General features: G+C 68.8%; 16 protein-coding genes and 1 pseudogene. 3 read left to right on the top strand and 14 right to left on the bottom strand.

All coding sequences use genetic code 11. The features are described from left to right. From ACIQ7H_RS19535 to ACIQ7H_RS19515, 5 genes are all read right to left on the bottom strand, one after another. Positions 1 to 499: hypothetical protein (locus tag ACIQ7H_RS19535; RefSeq protein WP_395794674.1), on the bottom strand; the 499-nt coding region annotated here is incomplete at its 3' end. Between the two features lie 297 nt (positions 500 to 796). Continuing rightward, positions 797 to 1,504 carry a pseudouridine synthase gene (locus ACIQ7H_RS19530; RefSeq protein ID WP_395794672.1) on the bottom strand — a complete coding sequence of 236 codons (708 nt, stop codon included), beginning with the start codon at positions 1,502 to 1,504 and terminating at the stop codon, positions 797 to 799. Between the two features lie 124 nt (positions 1,505 to 1,628). Next, positions 1,629 to 1,841, bottom strand: coding sequence for a type II toxin-antitoxin system HicB family antitoxin (locus tag ACIQ7H_RS19525; RefSeq protein WP_395794670.1), 213 nt, complete (start codon positions 1,839 to 1,841; stop codon positions 1,629 to 1,631). A 4-nt stretch (positions 1,842 to 1,845) separates the two neighbouring features. Then, positions 1,846 to 2,034, bottom strand: a complete 189-nt coding sequence (locus tag ACIQ7H_RS19520; protein ID WP_395794668.1) for a type II toxin-antitoxin system HicA family toxin — start codon at positions 2,032 to 2,034, stop codon at positions 1,846 to 1,848. Positions 2,035 to 2,176: 142 nt separating this feature from the next. Then, positions 2,177 to 3,355, bottom strand: a complete 1,179-nt coding sequence (locus ACIQ7H_RS19515; protein WP_395794666.1) for an NAD-dependent epimerase/dehydratase family protein — start codon at positions 3,353 to 3,355, stop codon at positions 2,177 to 2,179. Positions 3,356 to 3,712: 357 nt separating this feature from the next. Between ACIQ7H_RS19515 and ACIQ7H_RS19510 the strand changes: the two genes are divergently transcribed. After that, positions 3,713 to 4,456 (top strand): DsbC family protein, encoded by a 744-nt coding sequence (locus ACIQ7H_RS19510; protein WP_395794664.1) that lies wholly within the window; start codon positions 3,713 to 3,715, stop codon positions 4,454 to 4,456. Positions 4,457 to 4,463: 7 nt separating this feature from the next. Here the strand turns inward: ACIQ7H_RS19510 and ACIQ7H_RS19505 are convergent, their stop codons facing one another. From ACIQ7H_RS19505 to ACIQ7H_RS19495, 3 genes are all read right to left on the bottom strand, one after another. Next, complete coding sequence (locus tag ACIQ7H_RS19505; protein ID WP_395794662.1) at positions 4,464 to 5,063, bottom strand: DUF922 domain-containing protein; 600 nt, start codon at positions 5,061 to 5,063, stop codon at positions 4,464 to 4,466. A gap of 386 nt (positions 5,064 to 5,449) precedes the next feature. After that, positions 5,450 to 6,226, bottom strand: a complete 777-nt coding sequence (locus tag ACIQ7H_RS19500) for a hypothetical protein (RefSeq protein WP_395794660.1) — start codon at positions 6,224 to 6,226, stop codon at positions 5,450 to 5,452. After that, entirely contained in the window at positions 6,223 to 6,606 is a 384-nt protein-coding gene (locus tag ACIQ7H_RS19495; RefSeq protein WP_395794658.1) for an HPF/RaiA family ribosome-associated protein, read from the bottom strand. Before ACIQ7H_RS19495 ends, ACIQ7H_RS19500 begins: the two co-directional genes overlap by 4 nt. Before the next feature lie 111 nt (positions 6,607 to 6,717). Between ACIQ7H_RS19495 and nhaR the strand changes: the two genes are divergently transcribed. Beyond that, entirely contained in the window at positions 6,718 to 7,674 is a 957-nt protein-coding gene (gene nhaR / locus ACIQ7H_RS19490) for a transcriptional activator NhaR (protein WP_395794656.1), read from the top strand. A gap of 53 nt (positions 7,675 to 7,727) precedes the next feature. On the opposite strand, the gene ACIQ7H_RS19485 is transcribed toward nhaR, so the two are convergent. The 6 genes from ACIQ7H_RS19485 to thrA all read right to left on the bottom strand — a co-directional run bounded on the left by ACIQ7H_RS19485 (position 7,728) and on the right by thrA (position 17,375). After that, a complete protein-coding gene (locus ACIQ7H_RS19485; protein WP_395794654.1) occupies positions 7,728 to 8,804 on the bottom strand; it encodes a class I SAM-dependent methyltransferase in 1,077 nt (358 codons plus the stop codon). A 7-nt stretch (positions 8,805 to 8,811) separates the two neighbouring features. Further along, positions 8,812 to 9,177: a DUF2237 family protein gene (locus tag ACIQ7H_RS19480; RefSeq protein ID WP_395794652.1), complete on the bottom strand. Its 366-nt coding sequence runs from the start codon at positions 9,175 to 9,177 to the stop codon at positions 8,812 to 8,814. Positions 9,178 to 9,193: 16 nt separating this feature from the next. After that, positions 9,194 to 12,502, bottom strand: coding sequence for a DEAD/DEAH box helicase (locus ACIQ7H_RS19475; protein WP_395794650.1), 3,309 nt, complete (start codon positions 12,500 to 12,502; stop codon positions 9,194 to 9,196). Between the two features lie 174 nt (positions 12,503 to 12,676). Continuing rightward, positions 12,677 to 13,972 (bottom strand): threonine synthase, encoded by a 1,296-nt coding sequence (thrC, locus tag ACIQ7H_RS19470; RefSeq protein WP_395794648.1) that lies wholly within the window; start codon positions 13,970 to 13,972, stop codon positions 12,677 to 12,679. A 2-nt stretch (positions 13,973 to 13,974) separates the two neighbouring features. Then, entirely contained in the window at positions 13,975 to 14,907 is a 933-nt protein-coding gene (locus ACIQ7H_RS19465) for a homoserine kinase (RefSeq protein ID WP_395794646.1), read from the bottom strand. Next, positions 14,904 to 17,375: a bifunctional aspartate kinase/homoserine dehydrogenase I gene (gene thrA, locus ACIQ7H_RS19460; RefSeq protein ID WP_395794644.1), complete on the bottom strand. Its 2,472-nt coding sequence runs from the start codon at positions 17,373 to 17,375 to the stop codon at positions 14,904 to 14,906. Before thrA ends, ACIQ7H_RS19465 begins: the two co-directional genes overlap by 4 nt. 415 nt (positions 17,376 to 17,790) lie before the next feature. On the opposite strand from thrA, the pseudogene ACIQ7H_RS19455 reads away from it, so the two are divergent. Then, positions 17,791 to 18,036: pseudogene (locus ACIQ7H_RS19455) on the top strand (DUF2145 domain-containing protein); the annotation flags it as partial. Positions 18,037 to 18,775: the final 739 nt, after the last annotated feature.

Genomic DNA, 18,775 nt, shown 5'->3' with positions numbered 1-18,775 from the left:
ACCCGGCGCGCTCAAGGCCAGATCCACACCCGTTGAGCTCGATCTGCCGGAGGTGGTTAGTTAGAAAAAACGTCGCCGAGTGTTGGGAAAGGGTTGACACGTTCCGGGTCACGAAGTGGAAGGTGGTTCCACCCTCCATCACCAGCGGCGCCCGCGCATGGTGGGTCAGCACGAACACCGGCACCTGATACACCGGGTTCTCACCCCACCAGCCGCGCCAGCTCTGATCCGGCCACGGCCCACGCACCGGGCCGAACATGTTCCGGCCCATGATCCACGCGCCGACATTGCGGAAGCCGCGCGCCGCGAACTCCTCATCGACACCTTCGGTCGCCCCCTCCTCCCGTCCCAGCACCGCCCGCTGAAACGTCCGCGTGGAGAACGCCCAGCCATGCAGGGAAGTGCCGCCGACGCCGAGCGGGTTGTTGAGATCCTGATCCGGCCCAGCGCCGAAGCCGTCGAGTGAAATGGTGAAGCTTTCTACGCGGAGTTTGGGCATGGGGGGTTCTGGAGATTTAGTAGAGGAGCTCAGTCGCAGTCAGCTGACCCACCAAGACCTTGCGTTCGACCAGCAGCGCTGACCGACTATGCAGGATGTATTTGTCCGGGATCCGACAGATAGCAGCGAAGTTGTCGACGCAGGCCCCATAAGGCAGCGCTGCGCGGGCATGACCGGATCCTAGCGATTGCCGCAGCCCCTGCCCGGCTCGGGGCTGAGGGCTAGGGTGTTGGGCTTCGCTGCGCTCGGCGCCAACCTACACAAGCATCACGACGCCTGATTGCGCTCGCAGCGGGCTCAGCCCGCAGCGTTGAACAACCGCTGCAGATCGGCCTCGTCCAGTTGACGCCATTCGCCCGCGGCCAGCCCTTCGATACTCAGGCCACCGACCGCGCTGCGATGCAGTTCGGCCACGCGGTTGCCGACTGCGCCGAACATGCGCCGCACCTGGTGGTAGCGGCCCTCGTGCAGGGTCAGGCGGGCGCGGGTGTCGGTGAGGCGTTCGAAGCCGGCGGGTTTGAGCGGGGCGTCTTCGCCTTCCAGCAGCAGGGTGCCGCTGCCGAACACCTCGGCCTCATCGCCGCGCAGCGGCTCCGCCAGCTCGGCTTCGTACACTTTGGGAACATTCGCCTTCGGCGAGATGATCCGGTGCAGCAGGCCGCCGTCGTCGGTGAACAGCAGCAGGCCCGAGGTTTCGCGGTCGAGCCGGCCGACGCTGGCCAGGGTCGGCGTGCGGTAGCGGTAGCGCTCCGGCAGCAGCTCGTAGACCAGCCGGCCGGTGTCCTTGGTTGAGCAGGTGTAGCCGACCGGTTTGTGCAGCATCAGCACCAGTGGCGCGACCGGGTCGAGCTCGTCGCCGTCGAACAGCACATCGGCCGGGTCGACATTGGCATCGTGCTTCAGCGGCGTGCCGGCGCGATTGGTGATGAAGCCCTCGCGGCACCAGCCTGCGACTTCGCGGCGGCTGCCGTAGCCGAGGTTGGCGATCAGGCGGTCAAGGCGCATGGGGGAACCCGCAATCAATGGGGGCGCGATGATCCCGCCTGCGCGGCAGCGACGCAAACGGGACAGGGGTGCGGCGCCGCCGCGGCCGTGTCGGAGAGCGGTGGGCGGAGACCCACCCAATGACTCAAGCAGCAACCTCGACGTATTCGACCACGCTAAGCGCAGGCGGCACGGGCAGGCCGTCTTCCAGCAGTCCATCGACGTGGAATTCGATGGCTTCGCGAATGGCCTGCTCCACGTCCTGCAGGTTCGCTCCGGTAGCGACGCAGCCCGGCAAGTCCGGCACGTAGGCCGAGTAGTTGCCTTCGGCCTGCTCGATGACGACGGCATAGCGCATGTGCTTACCTCTCGATGCCTGCTTGCTTGAGGATGCTGTTCAAGGTGCCGGGTGCCAGATCATCGCTGGGCTTGCCAGCGACAGTGACCCGCCCCGCTCGCTCCGGGTGCTTGAACTGTCGATGGCTTCCGCGTGTTGCGACGAGCATCCAGCCGTGCTGGTGCAACAGTCGGAGGATCTCGGCGACCTTCATCAGCGCACGATACCAGCCTGATTCGATCTTGGTGCCGAATGGGGCGCTTTCGAGGAAAGGCAGCGAAGCAAGCTGCGCTCTTCAGTTGGCGCCGCCGCATTTAGGGCTCGCACACAGCTCATTCGCGGTGCGCCGTGGGCGCCTAAGCAGAGCCGGGCGCGCTCGACTGCAGCACTGACGCCCTCGCCTTCCACGCCGCCAGCACCTCAGCCTCGCGCTCGGGCTTGATCCCCGCGCGCACGGTGGCGCGGCGCTCTTCGGTTTGGGCGTCGAACCAGGCCAGAGTGGCGGCGACGGTGTCGGCCAGTGGGCGGAAGCTCAGGCCCTGCTCGATCGCGCGCTGGTTGCGGTGGCGTGCGAAGCCGGCGCTGTCACCGACGCCCGGCACCCAGGCCGGCATGTCGCCCCAGGCGCTGACCTTCTGCGCTTCGAGAAAGTCCACCGGCACCCAGCTGAAACGGGCGCTGCCGCCGGTGACGGCGTGGATGCCGTACAGCAGCTGGTCCATGCCCATCTCGTAGTTGGGGCCCATCGCGTTGAAGCGGCCGAACACGCGCTGTTCGGCCATGCGGATGGTCCACTCGGCGAGGTCGCGGGCATCGATCACCTGCACCGGGTCGCGGCCATCACCGGGGGCGAGAATCTCGCCGCCGCGGCGCACCCGCAGCGGCCAGTAGCTGAAGCGGTCGGTCTCGTCGCCGGGGCCGACGATCAGGCCCGGGCGGATGATGGTGGTGATGTCGCCGAACCACTTCTGCGCCTCTGCTTCGCAGGCGGCTTTCAGCGGGCCGTACAGGGCCATGTTGGCGACCAGGCTGGCACGGGTTTCGGCCAGCACATCCTCGCCGGCGTAGACCTCCAGCGCGGCATCTTCGTCCTGCCCCGGCGTGGCGCTGTCGCCGTAGACCGACAGGGTCGAGATGAAGATGTAGTGGTCGACCTGGCCCTTCAGCACCTCGCCGACATCGCGCACCCAGTGCGGCACGCTGGTCGGGTTGTCGATGCAGACGTCCCAGCGCCGGCCTTTGAGCGCGACGACATCGCCGGTCTCGCGATCGCCGGTGAGCTCTTCGACTTCGGCCGGCCAGTCCTGTGGGCGCCGACCGCGGTTGAACAGGGTGATCTTGTGTCCGCGCGCCAGCGCGTAGCGCACCTGATGCGGGCCGGTGAAGCCGGTGCCGCCGAGGATCAGGATGTTCAGCGGTTTGTCCGCCCGCGCGATGCTGACGGTGTCGGCGGCGCCCGCCAGTGTCGGCGCCAGTGCGGCCGCACCGGCGGCGAGTGCGCCGAGCTTCAGGACATCACGACGGCTGTGATTCATGGTGGGTGCTCCGGGCGGGGTCGAGCGCACAGCATGCGCCCGTGCAGCGGCCGGCGCGCTGGCGGGAAGTCATGGCTGTGGAGTGCAGCGCCCGGGGCTTGGCGGTGTTGGCGGGAGTGTGGCAGCCGGTCCGCATCGGCGCCGGCGCCAGGAGCCAGCGCGGTTAGCGGCGGCATCTGACAGCCAGCTGCCTGCGTGATGAAGGTCCGCGCTTGCCGGCGTCGGCACCGGCATTGGCGCGCCCGCCCTGCGCCCGGCTCCACCCGCGCGACGGCCGCAGCGGTGCGCGCCGGAACTATTGCCAGCACGGCCCAGTCGCAACGCCCTCTACGTCGGAACAGGTGAGCAGCTATGGACATGAAGCGCGCGTGGGTGGTGTTTTCAGGCTCGCTGCTGGCCGCCGTCAGCGCGATGGCGGCAGACCAGGCGGAGCTGCCGGCGGCGCAGCGCGAAGCCGTTGAGGCGGCGCTGGCGAGGGTGGCGCCCGGGCTGCAGGTCGATGCGGTACGCGCCGCGGCGATGCCCGGCCTGGTCGAGGTCGAGGCGGGTGGGCAACTGCTTTACCTCAGCGCCGACGGCCGCCATCTGCTGCAGGGCTCGCTGATCGATACGGTCAACCGCGTCGACCTGAGCGAACAGCGCCACCAGCAGCGCCGGGCCAGCCGCCTGCAGAATCTTCCCGCCGATTCGGTGGTGAGCTTTGCGGCTGCAGAGCCCAGCCATCGGGTCACCGTGTTCACCGCGCTGGAGTGCGGCTACTGCAAGCGCTTCCACAGCGATATCCAGAGCTATCTCGACGCCGGAATCAGCGTCGACTACGTGCTGATTCCGCTCGCCGGAGAAGGTTCTGAAGGCGACCAGAATGGCGCCCGCGTGTTCTGTGCGGACGATCGCCAGGACGCCTTCACCCGCGCCACCGCCGGCGCGAGCATCGAAGGCCCGATGTGCGAGTCCGGCTACACCGCCGGCAAGGCACTTGCCGCCGCGCTGGGTATTCGCAACACCCCGACGATCGTATTGGCGGACGGCCGCAGCTCGGGCTATCTGGATGCGGCGGCGCTGTCGGAATCACTGGCGTCGCTGGCGCCAACACCGCGCTGAGCAGGGCTCAGCGGGTCGCGCGTTCTCGTTCTGCGATGTCGGCCTGCTGGCGGGTGGCTTCATCGAACAGCGCGTCGCGCAGCCGCAGTCGCTGCAGGGCGCGCACGCGCAACCGGTCGATCTGGCGCTGCAGCTTGTCGCAGTCGCCCGAATGCGTCTGCGACCCAAGTTGGCGCAGCCGCGCATCGAGGTCCTGGGCGGCGTCCTCTGCATGCTGGCGATGACGCAGCTCGTGCGCCGCGAGCGCATCCAGCGCGTGCTGCCAACGCTGCCGATCGGCCGGTGTTGTGCTGTTCGGCACGTCCCAGCGCGGCATCAGCAGCTGCAGCTGCAGGCTCAGCTGATGGCTCGCCAGCCGACAGCTGCCAGGCTCCGGCTGCAGGATCTGCTGCAGCTCGAAGCTGGAAGCGGTCAGGCCATGCGCGGCGTACGGCAGGGATACGTCAAGCGCACGTTTGACCTCTCGAAGGTTGCGCGCTTGCACCGGGTAGGTCGACTCGGTGAAGTCGATCCGCACCGTTGCCGTTGGTGCGGGTGGCGCCGACCCGGCGACCGCGGGCGCCATCGTGATCAAACAGAACAGTAGCCGCCGCAGGCTTGCGCTCATGCGGTGGCCGCGGGCAGGCCATGGCGCTGAGCCAGGGCCACGCGAGGAACCCTCTGATCGCCTTCGGCCCGCGCCCGGGTGTTGAGGTCGCCCGCGGGCATTGCTCGCCAACTGCGGGCGTCGAACACCCTGTCGGCAATGCCGGCAGCACAGGCCTCGTGCCTGCGGACTAACAGGCCCACTGCGGGCTCAGTTCGTTGGCGTCCATGTCAACACACCCGGTACAGATCTTGACGTCGCAGGATAGCGATGGCGGCCATTGCTGTCAGGAGCGGCTGACTGCCGATGGGCCTGCTGGCATCAGGGCGAGGGACAGCTCGGGCCGCTGCGAGCCATCCTGTATGAGTCGCCGCTGGACACCCGATCATCGCGACCTGCGCTCGCTGTCATCCGTTTGCCGGCAACCGCCACTGCAGACGACTGCGCAGCGGGCCCTCAGCGGTGACAAGCAGTTCCAGACTGCGAGCATCTGACGAGAAGCGCAGTCGCTCGCTGCTGGCATCGGCCGCGACCACCTCGGCTCGATAGCCAGCGGCGCTGAGCGCGGCGCGATAGTGATCGGCCACCGCGCGCATGGGCAGCGGCCCGGCGAAACTGATCCGCTGGCCGTCGCCGTCGCGAAGGTACTCCACCCGCGCAAAGCCGGGCAAACGCGCGATGCCGGGCGGGTCTTCTCCGCCGACATCCACCGCCGGCAGGGCGACTGCAGCCAACCCCTGTTGCACCTGCGCGACGCCCGCTGCCTGCACCTTCGCCAGTTCGGCCGCAGCGTTGGCGGCCAGTCCGGCGGCCACCGCAGTACCCGCTGCGGAGGCTTCCTGCTGCAGCTGGCGAAGCGTCTCCGCCGATGCCTTCAGCCGCTCCAGCTCGGCCTGCGCGGCCGCAGATGCCTGTGGCGCCAGTGCTTCGGCGCTGGCGCGCAGATCGCCCTGCAGCGCGGCGCGCGCGGCATCCACGGACGATGTGAGTGCCGGCACTTGCTGCTGCAGCTCGGCGCGGCCGGTATCGATCATCTGACCGCCCCAGCTCCACAGCCCGACCACCGCGGCGATCACCAGTGCGATCAGCAGCAGCGGCAATCCGATCAGCACCAGTGCCAACAGCAGCCAGGCCCACCGCGGCAGCGCGCGCAGGCGCTGCAGTGCAACGTGGGCTACGGTCATTGCGAACTCCCCAGTTCACTCGGCCAGCGGCTGAACAATGCCTGCGGTCGGTCGGCGGAGTTGTCGCGCCGCAGGCGCTGGCGCAGCCGGCTGCTGCGACGGCCGAGGCTACGGGCGGCGCGCTCCACGGCGCGGGCGATGGCAAGGTAGAGGTCGGCCTGGACATCTTCGACCATCACGTCCGGACGCCCGGGGACCTGCAGCTGCAGTCGACATCGCTTGTCGACCCCACCGCGGGCGGCATTCACATCGGCCAGTCGCACGCTGACCCGGCTCACCGGTTGGCCGATCCGATCCAGCGCGAACCGAATTCGCCGCTGCACGTGCTGCAGCAGGCCTTCGGTAAGGGTGAAGCCGTGGGTATGGGTTTCGATGCGCATGACGTGCTCCGTTCCAGCCCGCGGTCTGCGGGCGATACAGAGATACGCGCCACGACAGCTCGAAAAAAGCAGGTAATGTCGGCCGCTCAGACAGCTTTTTACGAACAGCACATGGACCGCATCAACTATCGCCAGCTGCACCAGTTCTGGAGCGTGGCACGGGCCGGCAGCCTGCGCGCTGCGGCGGACCGGCTGAACCTCGCGCCGCAAACCCTGAGCGGACAGATCGCCACGCTTGAACAGGACCTTGGTGCCGCTCTGTTCCAGCGCGTCGGCCGGCGGCTTGAGCTCACCGATACCGGGCGCATGGTGCGCGCCTACGCTGACGAGATCTTCGAACTCGGAGACGCGTTGCAGGCCGCACTCGGGCAGGCTCGACTGGCGCGCACGCGGCCGCTGCGGGTGGGGGTCACCGAGGTGGTGCCGAAGTCGTTGGCTTACGAGCTGTTGGCGCCGGCGCTGGCGCTGGACCCGGCTCCACGTCTGGTCTGTCGCGAGGACAGCCTGGCCCGTCAGTTGGCCGAATTGGCCCTGCATCGGCTGGATCTGGTGCTGAGCGACCGCCCGCTGAGCGGCGAGGCCGAGATCAAGGCGCACAGCGATCTGCTCGGTGAATGCGGCACAGCGTTCTTCTGCACCAGCGAGCTGGCGCGCCAGCTCGACGGCCCGTTTCCCGGGTGTCTGCAGGGCGCACCCCTGCTGCTGCCCGGCGAGGACAGCCTGGTCCGGGCGCGACTGCTGCGTTGGCTGGACGACCACCAGCTGCAGCCACGCATCGTCGGTGACTTCGACGATGGCGCGCTGATGAAAGCCTTCGGCGCGGCCGGTGCCGGCGTGTTCATTGCGCCGACGGTGGTGGCCGCCGAGATCATGCGGCGCCAGCAGGTGGTGGAGATCGGGCGCAGCGAGGATATCCGCGAGCGCTTCTTCGCGCTGTCGAGTCAGCGTCGCAGTGGACATCCGGGCGTGCTGGCGGTCACTGAGGCGGCTCGCAGTGGGCTGTTCTCACAGCAGACGATCGGGCCGCTTAGACGGCGCCCCGGCGGCAAGTCGACCTCGGGCTCATAGGGAGTTGGCGGCCGGCGGCGCCTGCGCGCGACGGCGACGAGCGGCCAGTGCACTTACGCCTTCGCAAGTCCAGGTTGCGGCCTGATCGCTCTGAGCAGCTTGAAGCCCGAGCGAAGCGCAATGCTGCGCACATCGCCGAACAGCTGCTGCAGCTGTCCCTCATACGGCAGATGCGCGTTGGCGACAATCCAGCATTCGCCGCTCGGTTTGAGCGCTGCCGCAGCGCTGCGCAGGAAGGCCTGGCCGAGTGCGGGCAGGCCTTTGCTGCCGACGTGGAAAGGAGGGTTGCTGAGGACGACATCGAAGCGGCCTTCGATACCGGCGGCGACGTCGCTCCAGTGCGCGCGCACGGGGATGCGGGCGCCGGCCAGATTGTTCAGCGACAGCGCGACAGCGCGCGCATCGGCCTCGAACAGGTCGAGCGATGCGATGCCCGGGCAGCGCTCCAGCGCGGCGGCGGCGAGGACGCCGACGCCGCTGCCGAGATCAGCCACGGCGCCGGCAAGATGCGCGGGCAGGTGCTCGATAAGCAGGGCGCTGCCGGTATCAACGCGATCGACCGCGAACAGACCCGGCGCGCTGCGCAGCGGGCGCTGGATCAGGCCAGCGCAGTCCAGCGGGCGCGCAGCATCGAGCGTGCTCCATTCTGTGCAGCGCGCGCGATCGATGTCGGCGGCGCGCGCCAGCAGCACGCGGCAATGGTGCTTGCTGTGAACGATCAGGCCCGGGCAGAGCGCGCGCAGATCGGCTTCGACGGATTTCGCGCCGTGCTCGTTGGCCTGGGCGGCCAGCAGCACGCCGTCGGCGCCGAGGCTGAGCAGGGCGCGCGCGGCTTCGGCGCGCTGAGCCTCGCGCTGACGCGGTGGCAGCAGCAGTACGCAAGTCTGATCGGGCGGAAGGGCGTGGGCCTGCCCGTCTGGATCAAAGCCCGCGGCGATCAGCGCGTGGCCCTGCTGGGTCAGCGCATCGGCCAGCGACCGGAAGCCCTGCTGGCAGTGCAGATGCAGACCACGCGGCAGCTCCAGACCGGGCCGGGCGTTCAGCGCCAGCGCGGTGTTCGGCGGAGGCGTCAGCAGTTCGCGCAAGCCCCAGCCGAGCGCGGCCAGGGCGGGATCGGCGAGCGCAGCCATGCAGGGGTCAGCGGTTCACGGCGTAGGTGCGCAGGGCATCCAGCGGCACCACGCCGAGCGCGTTCAGATGGGTCGCCTCCAGAATCACTTCGGGCGCGTGCCCGGCCTGGTAGGCTTCCATCCAGCGCAGTGCGCACAGGCACCAGCGATCACCGGCCTTGAGCCCGGGGAAGTCGTACTCCGGGCGCGGCGTCGACAGGTCGTTGCCGTGCAGTTTCGAATAGGCCAGAAAGGCGTCGGTCATCACCGCGCAGACCACATGCAGGCCGCGGTCTTCGGGATCGGTGCGGCAGCAGCCGTCGCGGAACCAGCCGGTCATCGGTTCGGTGCCGCAGGGCTGCAGCGGCTGGCCCAGAACATTGAGTGCGCTCATCGGGGGTCCTTGAGGGTCAAACCAGCGGGGCGAACAGCTCGGCGAGGTCATCTTCGCCGAAAGCGACCCGGGTGGTGGTTCCGCCATCGAGCACCGCGCGCGCGAGTTCGGCCTTGGCCAGCTGCAGGTTCTGGATTTTCTCCTCGACTGTGCCAGCGCAGATCAGCCTGTACACGAACACCGGCTTGTCCTGCCCGATGCGGTGGGCGCGATCGGTGGCCTGGGCCTCGACAGCCGGGTTCCACCACGGATCGTAGTGGATCACGGTGTCGGCCGCGGTGAGGTTCAGGCCGACACCGCCGGCTTTCAGGCTGATCAGGAACACCGGCACTTCGCCACCCTGGAAGCGCTCGACCAGGCTGGTGCGGTCGCGGGTCTGGCCGGTCAGCAGCAAGGGCTCGATGCCGCGTTCCTTCAGCGCCTGCTGGATCAGGCCGAGCATCTCGGCGAACTGGCTGAACACCAACACGCGGCGGCCTTCGGCCAGCAGGTTGTCGAGCAGATCGAGCAGCAGATCGAGCTTGGCCGACTCGGCGACCGTGCGCGCGTGGGCCAGCTTGACCAGGCGCGGGTCGCAGCAGACTTGGCGCAGCTTGAGCAGGGCATCCAGCACGATGATGCCGCTCTGGGCCAGGCCGCGTTCGGCGATGGCCTCGCGCACGCGCTCGTGCTGGACCAGACGCAGGGTTTCGTAAAGTTCGCGCTGGCGGCCTTCGAGTTCGACCTCGCGCAGGATCTCGGTTTTGGGCGGCAGATCGGTCAGCACATCCTGTTTGCGCCGACGTAGCACCAACGGGGCGATGCGACGGTTCAGCCGCGCCTGGCGTTCGGCGTCGGCCTGTTTCTCGATCGGCGTGCGGTACAGCCGGTTGAACTGACGCTCGCTGCCGAGCACGCCGGGCTCGACCGCATCCATCTGCGCCCACAGCTCGCCGAGGTGATTCTCCAGCGGCGTGCCGGTCATCGCCAGACGGCGGGTGACGTTCAGCTCGCGAACCACCTGGGCGGCCTGGGTGCGCACGTTCTTGATCGTCTGCGCCTCGTCCAGCACCAGCATCGAGAACGGCTGCGCCACCAGCACCTCGCGGTCGCGCGGCAGCAGCGGATAGGTGGTGATGACCATGTCGAACTCGGCCATCGATTCGAACAGGGCGTCGCGCTGGCTGCCGTGCAGCACCAGCACGCGCAGCTGTGGGGCGAAGCGGCGGGCCTCGTTGCGCCAGTTCAGCACCAGGCTGGTCGGCGCCACCACCAGGGCCGGGTGCGGCAGTCGGCCCGACTGCTTCTCGACCAGGATATGCGCCAGTACCTGCACGGTTTTGCCCAAGCCCATATCGTCGGCCAGGATGCCGCCGAGCTGGGCCGCGCCCAGGAAACCCAGCCAGTCGAGACCGTCGCGCTGATACGGCCGCAGTTCGGCGCCGAAGCCTTCGGGCGGCTCCACCGCGACCCGGCGCTCGCGCAGCTGTTCCAGCTGGCGCTGCAGCGCGGCCGCGCCTTTCCAGATCAGGCTGGCGCCGGTGAGTTCTTCGAGCAGGGTGCTCTGCGCGCGACCGAGCCGGATCGGGCCCTCACGCTGGCCGCTGTCTTCCAGCCATTCCAGCAGCGGTTCGAGCAGGGCGCGCAGGCGCTGCAGGGGCAGACGGATGCGGCGGTTGGCATCCAGCGGTGCGACATAGGTGGCGCCCTCGGATTCGCGCGGGCCGGGGCGGCGCGGGAACTCCGGATCCGCCAACGCATAGCGCAGCACCGGCATCAGATCAATGCGTTCGCCATTGACCTCGATGCCCAGGCTCAGGTTGAACCAGGCGCCGCCGGCATCCTGATCGACTTCGGCCATCCAGCCATCACTGCCGTCGATCACCCGCGCCGGGTAGTCCTTGGCGTAGCGCACTTCGAAGCCGGCATCGTCCAACCGCGGCAGCAGCGGTTGCCAGCTTTCGGCATCGGCATGGCCGGCGCGGCCGCGCGGCAGCACGAAATCATCGGGGCCGAAATCGTGCACGGCCGAAGCGGCCGCACCGAACTCGTCGTCGGCGGCGCGCAGGCCAAGTTCGTTCAAGCGCTCCAGTGCCGCCAGTTCAGCCGGCGCCGAGCGATGCACTTCATAGACCTGGCCGTGCTGGAAGTGGCGCTCGACCCGATGCGCGCCCAGCGCCGGCAGCAGCAGCGGCGCGTAGCTGAAAGACAGCCGCGCGCTGGCGACCTGGCGCGGCCCGCTGCGGCTGGCGATACGCTGCTCGCGCAGGTCCAACACCGGCACCGGCGGCGCATCCAGCACCTGCACGCCGCTGCGCGGCCGCGGCGGCGGCAGGCCGGGCAGCTCGCTCAGCTTCTTGAGCTGCTCACCGACCCGGTCAACATGTTCCGGCAGCAGGGCCGGCGCGGTCGCCAGCAGGTTGGGCAATTCGGAGGCGGCATCGAGCACGCCGAACTCGGCGCGCTGGCGGTCAAGATAAAGCAGGGTTTCGCCTTCCAGCACCAAGGCATTCGGCCGTTCTATCACCCGGCAGAACAGTCGCTGGCTACCGTCTTCAAGGTCGAGCCAGTCGAGCTCCAGGCCTCGTGGCTCGCCCAGCTTCAGGCGCTGTCCGGAGGCACGTTCAAGCAGCATCGGCCAGGTTTCGGCCAGGGCCAGCAGCGCGCGCGCCTGATCGGCCGAACGCACCGGCAGGAAGAAGCGCTCCGAACGCGGCATGCCGTAAAGCGCGTCTGCGCCAAGGCCAAGCGCGTTCAGCCGCTCGACTTCATCGGCGCTGTAGCCGCTGCCCGGTTTGGGGCTGGGCCCGCCGACATGGCCGACTTCGATCGCCACCGGGTTGGCATAGCCGCCGCGCTTGCCGGCGCGCACCAGACTGGGCTGCACCAGCAGCACCGGCTGCGGGGTGTCGACGATTTTCAGCAGCAGCGCCGCCACCCGCTCGGGCTCGGGGCCGGATGCGCCGCGCAGCGCGGCCGATGCGCTGGGCGCAGAGTCGAGCTTGGCCAGCCCGCGCTCCGAGGGTCGCAGCGGAGCATCGGACGCGGTGTCGGTAATCGCCAGCAGCAGCGCCGCCGCGTGCAGGCAGCGGGTCTCGCGGCATTCGCAGACCCAGCGCGCCTGCAGGGCTTTGTCCTTGCCGGTCTGCATCAGGCTGATGCCGGTGGAGCCCAGGGTGCGGCCAATCGGCAGGCGCCCGGCAATCAGCCCGCCCGGGCCGTAGTCGAAGAAGTTGACGTTCTCGACCGCACTGGCCAACTCGGAGCCGCCGCGCAGGGCGGCCGGGTCGAACCAGCGCTGCCAATCCTGCGACTGCAGCAGGGCGATGAATTCGGATTTGGTCATGCGTCTGCGGCGAGTCTCTATGGCCCAGCCCGCCGCCGCGATCGACGCGGCAGCGAACCCTTCGAGCCCGACCCGCGAGGGTAGCAGGACGCAGGCGAAATCCCTATGGGGCGCGCCGGTGCGTTTGCCAATCGGCGACAGACGCAGCGGACCGCACCAGGCGCCCGATGGCGATCAAAGCGCGCGCAACACCGCCGTAAGTGCAGCGTCTTCGGCCATCAGCGGCTCGGCGCGGGCCGGGCGCGCCAGCAGCGCCGCCAGCGCATCCGGCACCGGCACCGTGTGCCCGACCAAGGGCTCCACCACGCTGTCGAACTTGGCCGGGTGCGCGGTGGCGACGGCGATGAAGCGGCCGGTGTCGCCGGCGGCACGACGGTCCTCGATCAGGGCGAAGGCGGCGGCGGTGTGCGGGCACAGGGTGTGGCCGTAGCGCGCTTCGGCCGCGCGCAGGATGGCTTGCAGCCGCGCATCATCGACCGCGCTCGCGCTGACGGCCGCGCGCAGTTCGCTGATGTCCGGCAGCCACTGGCGCAGACGTTCGAGGTTGCTGGGTGCGCCGACGTCCATCGCGTTGGCCAGGGTCGACATGCTGGCGCGCGGGCGGTAGTCGCCGGACTCGATGAACTCCGGCAGCACACGGTTGGCATTGGTGGCGAGGATGACCTCGCCGATCGGCAGGCCCAATCGACGCGCCCACAGGCAGGCCAGACCATTGCCGAGGTTGCCGGTGGGAATCACGAAGCGCGCCGACGCGCCGTAGCGGGCCTGATGCGCCAGTGCCGCATGCGCGTAGTAGCTCATCTGCGGCAGCAGGCGGCCGAGGCTGATGCTGTTCGCGGACGACAACGGAATCGCCGTGCGCAGCTCGGCGTCGGCGAACGCGGACTTCACCATGCGCTGGCAGTCGTCGAAGCTGCCCTGCACGCGATAGGTATGGATGTTGTCGCCGAAGCAGCTCAGCTGATGCGCCTGCCGCGGGCTGACCCGGCCATCCGGATACAGCACCACCACCCGGAACCCCGGCCGCCGGTGAAAGGCCGCGGCCACCGCGCCGCCGGTGTCGCCCGAAGTTGCGACCAGGATGGTCAGCGGCTGATCGGTTTCAGCACGCGGCAGGCGCGCGAAGCAGGCGGCCAGAAAGCGCGCGCCGACGTCCTTGAAGGCCGCGGTGGGGCCGTGGAACAGCTCCAGGATCTCGGTGCCGGCTTCAGTCGTCGGCTGCACGGGCACCGCGAAGTCCAGCGCCTCGGCGCAGATCGCGTCCAGCTGCGGCGCCAGCGCATCGCCGGCGAAGAAGGGCTGCAGCAGCAGGGAGGCGGTTGCGGCCAGGCTCAGCCCGGCCGGCGGCAGCGCGTCGAGCTGCGGGAATGTTTCCGGGACGAACAGTCCGCCGTCTTCGGCAAGCCCAAGCGCGAGCGCGTTGGACAAGGTCTGCGGCTGGCCGCCGCCGCGGGTGGAGATAAAACGCATGGTCAATCCTCGAGCAGACGCGCGCCGGGCGCGTCGAGCGGTGAGATGTAGATGTCGCTGTCCAGGTCACTGTCGGCGAAGGCGGCGCGCATCGCCGCACCCGCACGCGCAGCGGCCTCGCGGCCCAGGCACCAGGCGAACACGCTGGGGCCGGCACCGGAGATGCTGGCGCCAAGCGCGCCGGCCTCCAAAGCGGCCTGCTTTACTGCAGCGAAACCGGGAATCAGTGCGGCGCGACGCGGCTCGACCAGATCATCGCGCAGGCCGGCGCCGATCAGTTCCAGATCATTGCGATACAGGCCGGCGATGAAGCGTGCCAGGTGGCCGTTCTGGTTCACGAACTCGTGCAGGCTGTAGGGCGTGGCCAAGGCGGCGCGCGCGCGGCGGGTTTCCAGCACGCAGTGCGGATGCACCAGCACCGAGTAAACGCCAGGCGGCGTCGGCAATTTCAAAGGTGAAGCATCACCAACGGTCAGCACCAGGCCGCCGAGCAGCATCGGCGCCACGTTGTCGCCGTGACGGCCACCGCTGGCCACCGCTTCGCCATCGAGCGCGCAGGCGTAGAGCTGATCCTGCGACAGCGGCTGATCGAGCAGGGCATTGGCGGCGATCACCGCGGCCACCGCCGAGGCCGCTGAGCCGCCCATGCCCGAGCCATAGGCGATGCCCTTGTCGATCTCGACCGCGAAGCCGAAGCTCGGTTGGGCGAGTTCGAGCAGGGACAGCAGGGCGCGCCCGGCGGTGTTGTCCTCGGCCACGCGCGGCAGCTCGATCTCAGAGCCGCGGATGGCGTCGATGGATACGCCGGGCGGGTCGCGACGCGCGACCGTGACGGTGTCGCCGGCGCCTTCGATCACCAGCCCGAGCAGGTCGAAGCCGACCGCGACATTGCCGATGCTGGCGGGCGCGAAGGCGCGCGCGCGGGCTCGACTCACAGCCGCGTCCCCAGCCCCTGCGCCACCCGCAGCAGGTCGGCGAACACACCGGCGGCGGTGACCTCCGGCCCCGCGCCCGGCCCCTGCACGATCAGCGGATTGCCGCTGTAGCGCGCGGTGCTGAACTGGATGATGTTGTCGGTCGGCTTCAGATGAGCGAAGGCATGGTCGGCCGGCAGTTCGACCAGGCCAACCTTGGCCGAGTCGAGATCGACATGGGCGACGAATCGGAGCACATGGCCGCGCGCCTTGGCAGCCTGGTAGCGCGCCAGCATCGGCGTATCGAGTTCGGCCGCACGGGCCAGAAACTCATCGCGCTCGATGCCGCTCAGCGCCTCCGGCACCAGACCTTCGAGGTCGACATCGGCCAGCTCGATCTCGCGGCCCCATTCGCGCGAAAGGATCACCAGCTTGCGGGCGACGTCCAGCCCCGACAGGTCATCGCGCGGATCGGGTTCGGTGTAGCCAAGCTGACGCGCTTCCAGCAGCAGCTCGGAGAACGGCCGGCTGCCGTCGTAGGCGTTGAACAGGTAGGACAGGGTGCCCGACAGGACGCCGTCGATCGCGCGGACTTCGTCGCCGGTATCGATCAGATCGCGCAGGGTCGAGATCACCGGCAGGCCGGCGCCAACCGTGGCCTCGTAGCGCCAGTGGCCGTGACGCGCGGCCTCGCGGGTGCGCCGGTACAGCTCCAGCGGCGCGGCGCCGGCCTGCTTGTTGGGGGTGACGATATGGATGCCCGCGGCCAGCCAGCGCGGGTAGTGCGCGGCGACCGTGGCGCTGGCGCTGCAGTCGATGATCATCGCGTGCGGCAGATGCGGGGCGCGCACGTGCTGGGTGAAACGTTCGAAGTCGAAATGTTCGCTGCTGTCGGCATAGGCGTCGCGCCAGCCGCCCAGATCGATGCCGGCATCCGAGTGCAGCCAGTGCTTCGAGCCCGCGATCGCGCGCACGCGCAGATCGAGATTGGCGCTGGTCTTCAGTCGGGGCGCCATCTGCGCCAGCTGCTCGAGCAGGGTGGCGCCGACGTTGCCGGGGCCGATCACGCCGATGCTGACCGTCTGCGGCGACAGGTAGAAACCGGCATGCACGGCGCGCAGCGCGCGTGCGGCATCGACATCGCGCACGGCCACCGAGATATTGCGTTCGGTGCCGCCCTGGGCGATCGCGCGCACGTTCACCTCTGCGCGCGCCAGCTCGGAGAACAGCCGCCCGGCGATACCGGTGTGGCCACTCATGCCGTCGCCGACCGCGGCCAGCACGGCGATGCCGGATTCCACATCCACTGCCTGCAGCAGGCCGGCATCGAGCTCGCGCGCAAACGCACGCCGCAGCACCTCGGCGGCGCGCGCGGCGTCGACTTCGCGCACCACGCAGCAGATCGAGTGCTCTGAGCTGGCCTGGGCGATCATCACCACCGAGACGGCGGCATCACGCAGCGCGCCGAACACGCGCTCGGCAGTGCCGGGCACACCGATCATGCCGGTGCCTTCCACTTCGACCAGGGCCATCTCGCGCGCGATCGTCAGGCCCTTGACCGGACCGGCGCCCTGTTCGTGTTCCGGCCCAATGCGGGTACCGGCACAGTCAGGATTGAAGGTGTTGCGCACGAATACCGGAATGCCGGCTTCGAGCACCGGGCCCATGGTGCGCGGGTGCACCACCTTGGCGCCGAAATAGGCCAGCTCGAAGGCTTCGTCGTAGCTCATCCGCGGCAGCAGGATGGCCTCGGGCACCAGCCGTGGATCGGCGCTGAGCACGCCGTCGACATCGGTCCAGATGTGCAGCTCGGAGGCGGCGAACAGGCGCGCGAAGATCGCTCCGGAATAGTCGCTGCCGTTGCGGCCGAGGGTGGTGATGCGGCCGTCGTGATCGCGCGCGACAAAACCGGTGACGATCACCCGCGATGCACTGTGGCCCATCCGCCAGGCGGCGAGACGCTTGCCGGACTCGGCCCAATCGACCACCGCACCGAGCGCCGAGTTGCTGACCACCAGCACCGCGCGCGCGTCCAGCCAGTCGACCTGCTGACCGTCGCGCTGCAGCCGCGCCGCCAGCAGCTGCGCCGACCAGACTTCGCCGAGGCCCTGTACGTACTCGAGCAGGTCGGTGGCCGGATGGCCGAGCAGGGACACCACACGCAGCAGCGCGTGCAGGTCCTGCCAGTCGCGCTCAAGCGGAGCCAGCGTCGACTCCGCCGTATCGCCGAGCAGCCCGCGCGCGGCTTCGCGATGGCGGGCCGCCAATGCATCCAGCGCTGCCTGGGCGATATCGGCATCGCGGCTGGCGGCGTGCACCAGCTCGATCAGCGCGTCGGTCACGCCGCCCATGGCCGAGACCACGGTGATCTGGGTGGCTTCCGTTCGACCTCGCAACAGCCCCGCCACATGCGCGATGCGCTCCGCGGTCTTCAGGCTGGAACCACCGAATTTGTGCGCCACACAGGTGTGCTGCTGGTCTACCGACACGTCGATCTGCCCGTGAAATTGAAGTGGAGGCCGAGCATAGCAGCGGGTACGCGGGCTGCTGCAATGCGTCAGACCGGTATGTGCCCAAGCGGACTGCGGCCGCAGGTGGCGCCAAAGCCTGGATGCCTGGCCAAGGTTCGGCCCACGGGCGGCGACCTGGGAGAAGCCGGGTCTGCGACGGCAGCACGCGAACCTACGGCGCGCCCGGCGCGCGCCGCAGATCGGCGAACACCGAAAGGCTCCACGGACGCAGCGCCAGCAACAGGCTCAGGCCGACCCGTTCGCGGGCGGGCAAGGCGGCGTCCTGGGCCATGAGGTGATCGAACTCGGCGGCGAACGCATCCAGGCTTTGCTGCAGCTGTTGAACTGCTCGCTGCCGCCGAACACGCCGCGGTGCTGACCCGCGCAGGCGCATAAGCATCTGCGCGTCAGCAGCTTCGAGCCCGACCATGTCCACATCGCCTGTTTGAAGCGCGTCGCCGGCGGCCTGTTCGCCGCCAACCTGGCCTTCACCGAACACCCCGTCGCCACCCGCCTCGGCGTCCGCTATCCGCTGGTGACCATGCGCGCGATCTCGCGGCATACGGAAGTTCTGGGTCGGATCGAACACCAGCGCAAGTGGCGCAGCGGCGTCGAAAGCGCAGGGCTGGGGGCGGTGTGAGTGGGCACTTTTGAGCACGGCTCGACACCGCACAAATCAAATCATGCAAGGGCTGTGGTCTCGCTGCAGCGCCCACTTGTACGAGTCGCGGCGTCGAACACCAATCCTCGCCAAGCCGCGCAGCCGGGTGAGGCGATCAAGGGTCGTCGCACGAACGGGCATCAAAGCATGGCTGACGCCTGCGCAAACCCTGAGCGAACGTTCGATGGTCTGAGATTTCGCGAGTTGCAAGGGATTGCCAGGATAACGGCCTCGCCGATAGCCTTGGGCCATGTGAGTTGCCAGCCAGACGGCCGTACGCTCGACGGTGACGGAGCGGCTATCCTGCCAACGCCCTTCAACGCATCGCCTCGCGCTTTGGGCGCCTTGGGCTTTATGCCCATTCGCAGCGCGCAGCGGGCGCGCTCCATGCGGCCCCAGCCTTTCAAGCGCTTGCTTGGGACATGATGCGCGCCTCCAGCCGTTGCTGCGCACGCAAGTCTCGCTGTATTGCTCGAACCAAGGGTTTTCGTCGATGTCGTTCGACTGCAGATGTCCTCGAATGAACACGGCTGTCTCGGCTCACCTTGCGATATGGCTTCGCGACCAGATCAATCGCACCTCAGGAGCGCGTTATTGACCCGGCGGCATTTATCCATCAAGCCGCGTACTTGACCTTTGGGTCCTGAAAGTAGGCCCGCACGACCTCCGGCCGCTGTTCGAGTTCTTTCATGTGGTTCTCTGTGGCCAGCGTGAGCTT

This window comes from Aquimonas sp. (assembly GCF_044377145.1).
Taxonomy (GTDB): domain Bacteria; phylum Pseudomonadota; class Gammaproteobacteria; order Xanthomonadales; family Xanthomonadaceae; genus Aquimonas.
The sequence above is the reverse complement of the archived record's forward strand: the minus strand, read 5'-3'. Positions and strand labels throughout refer to the sequence as shown.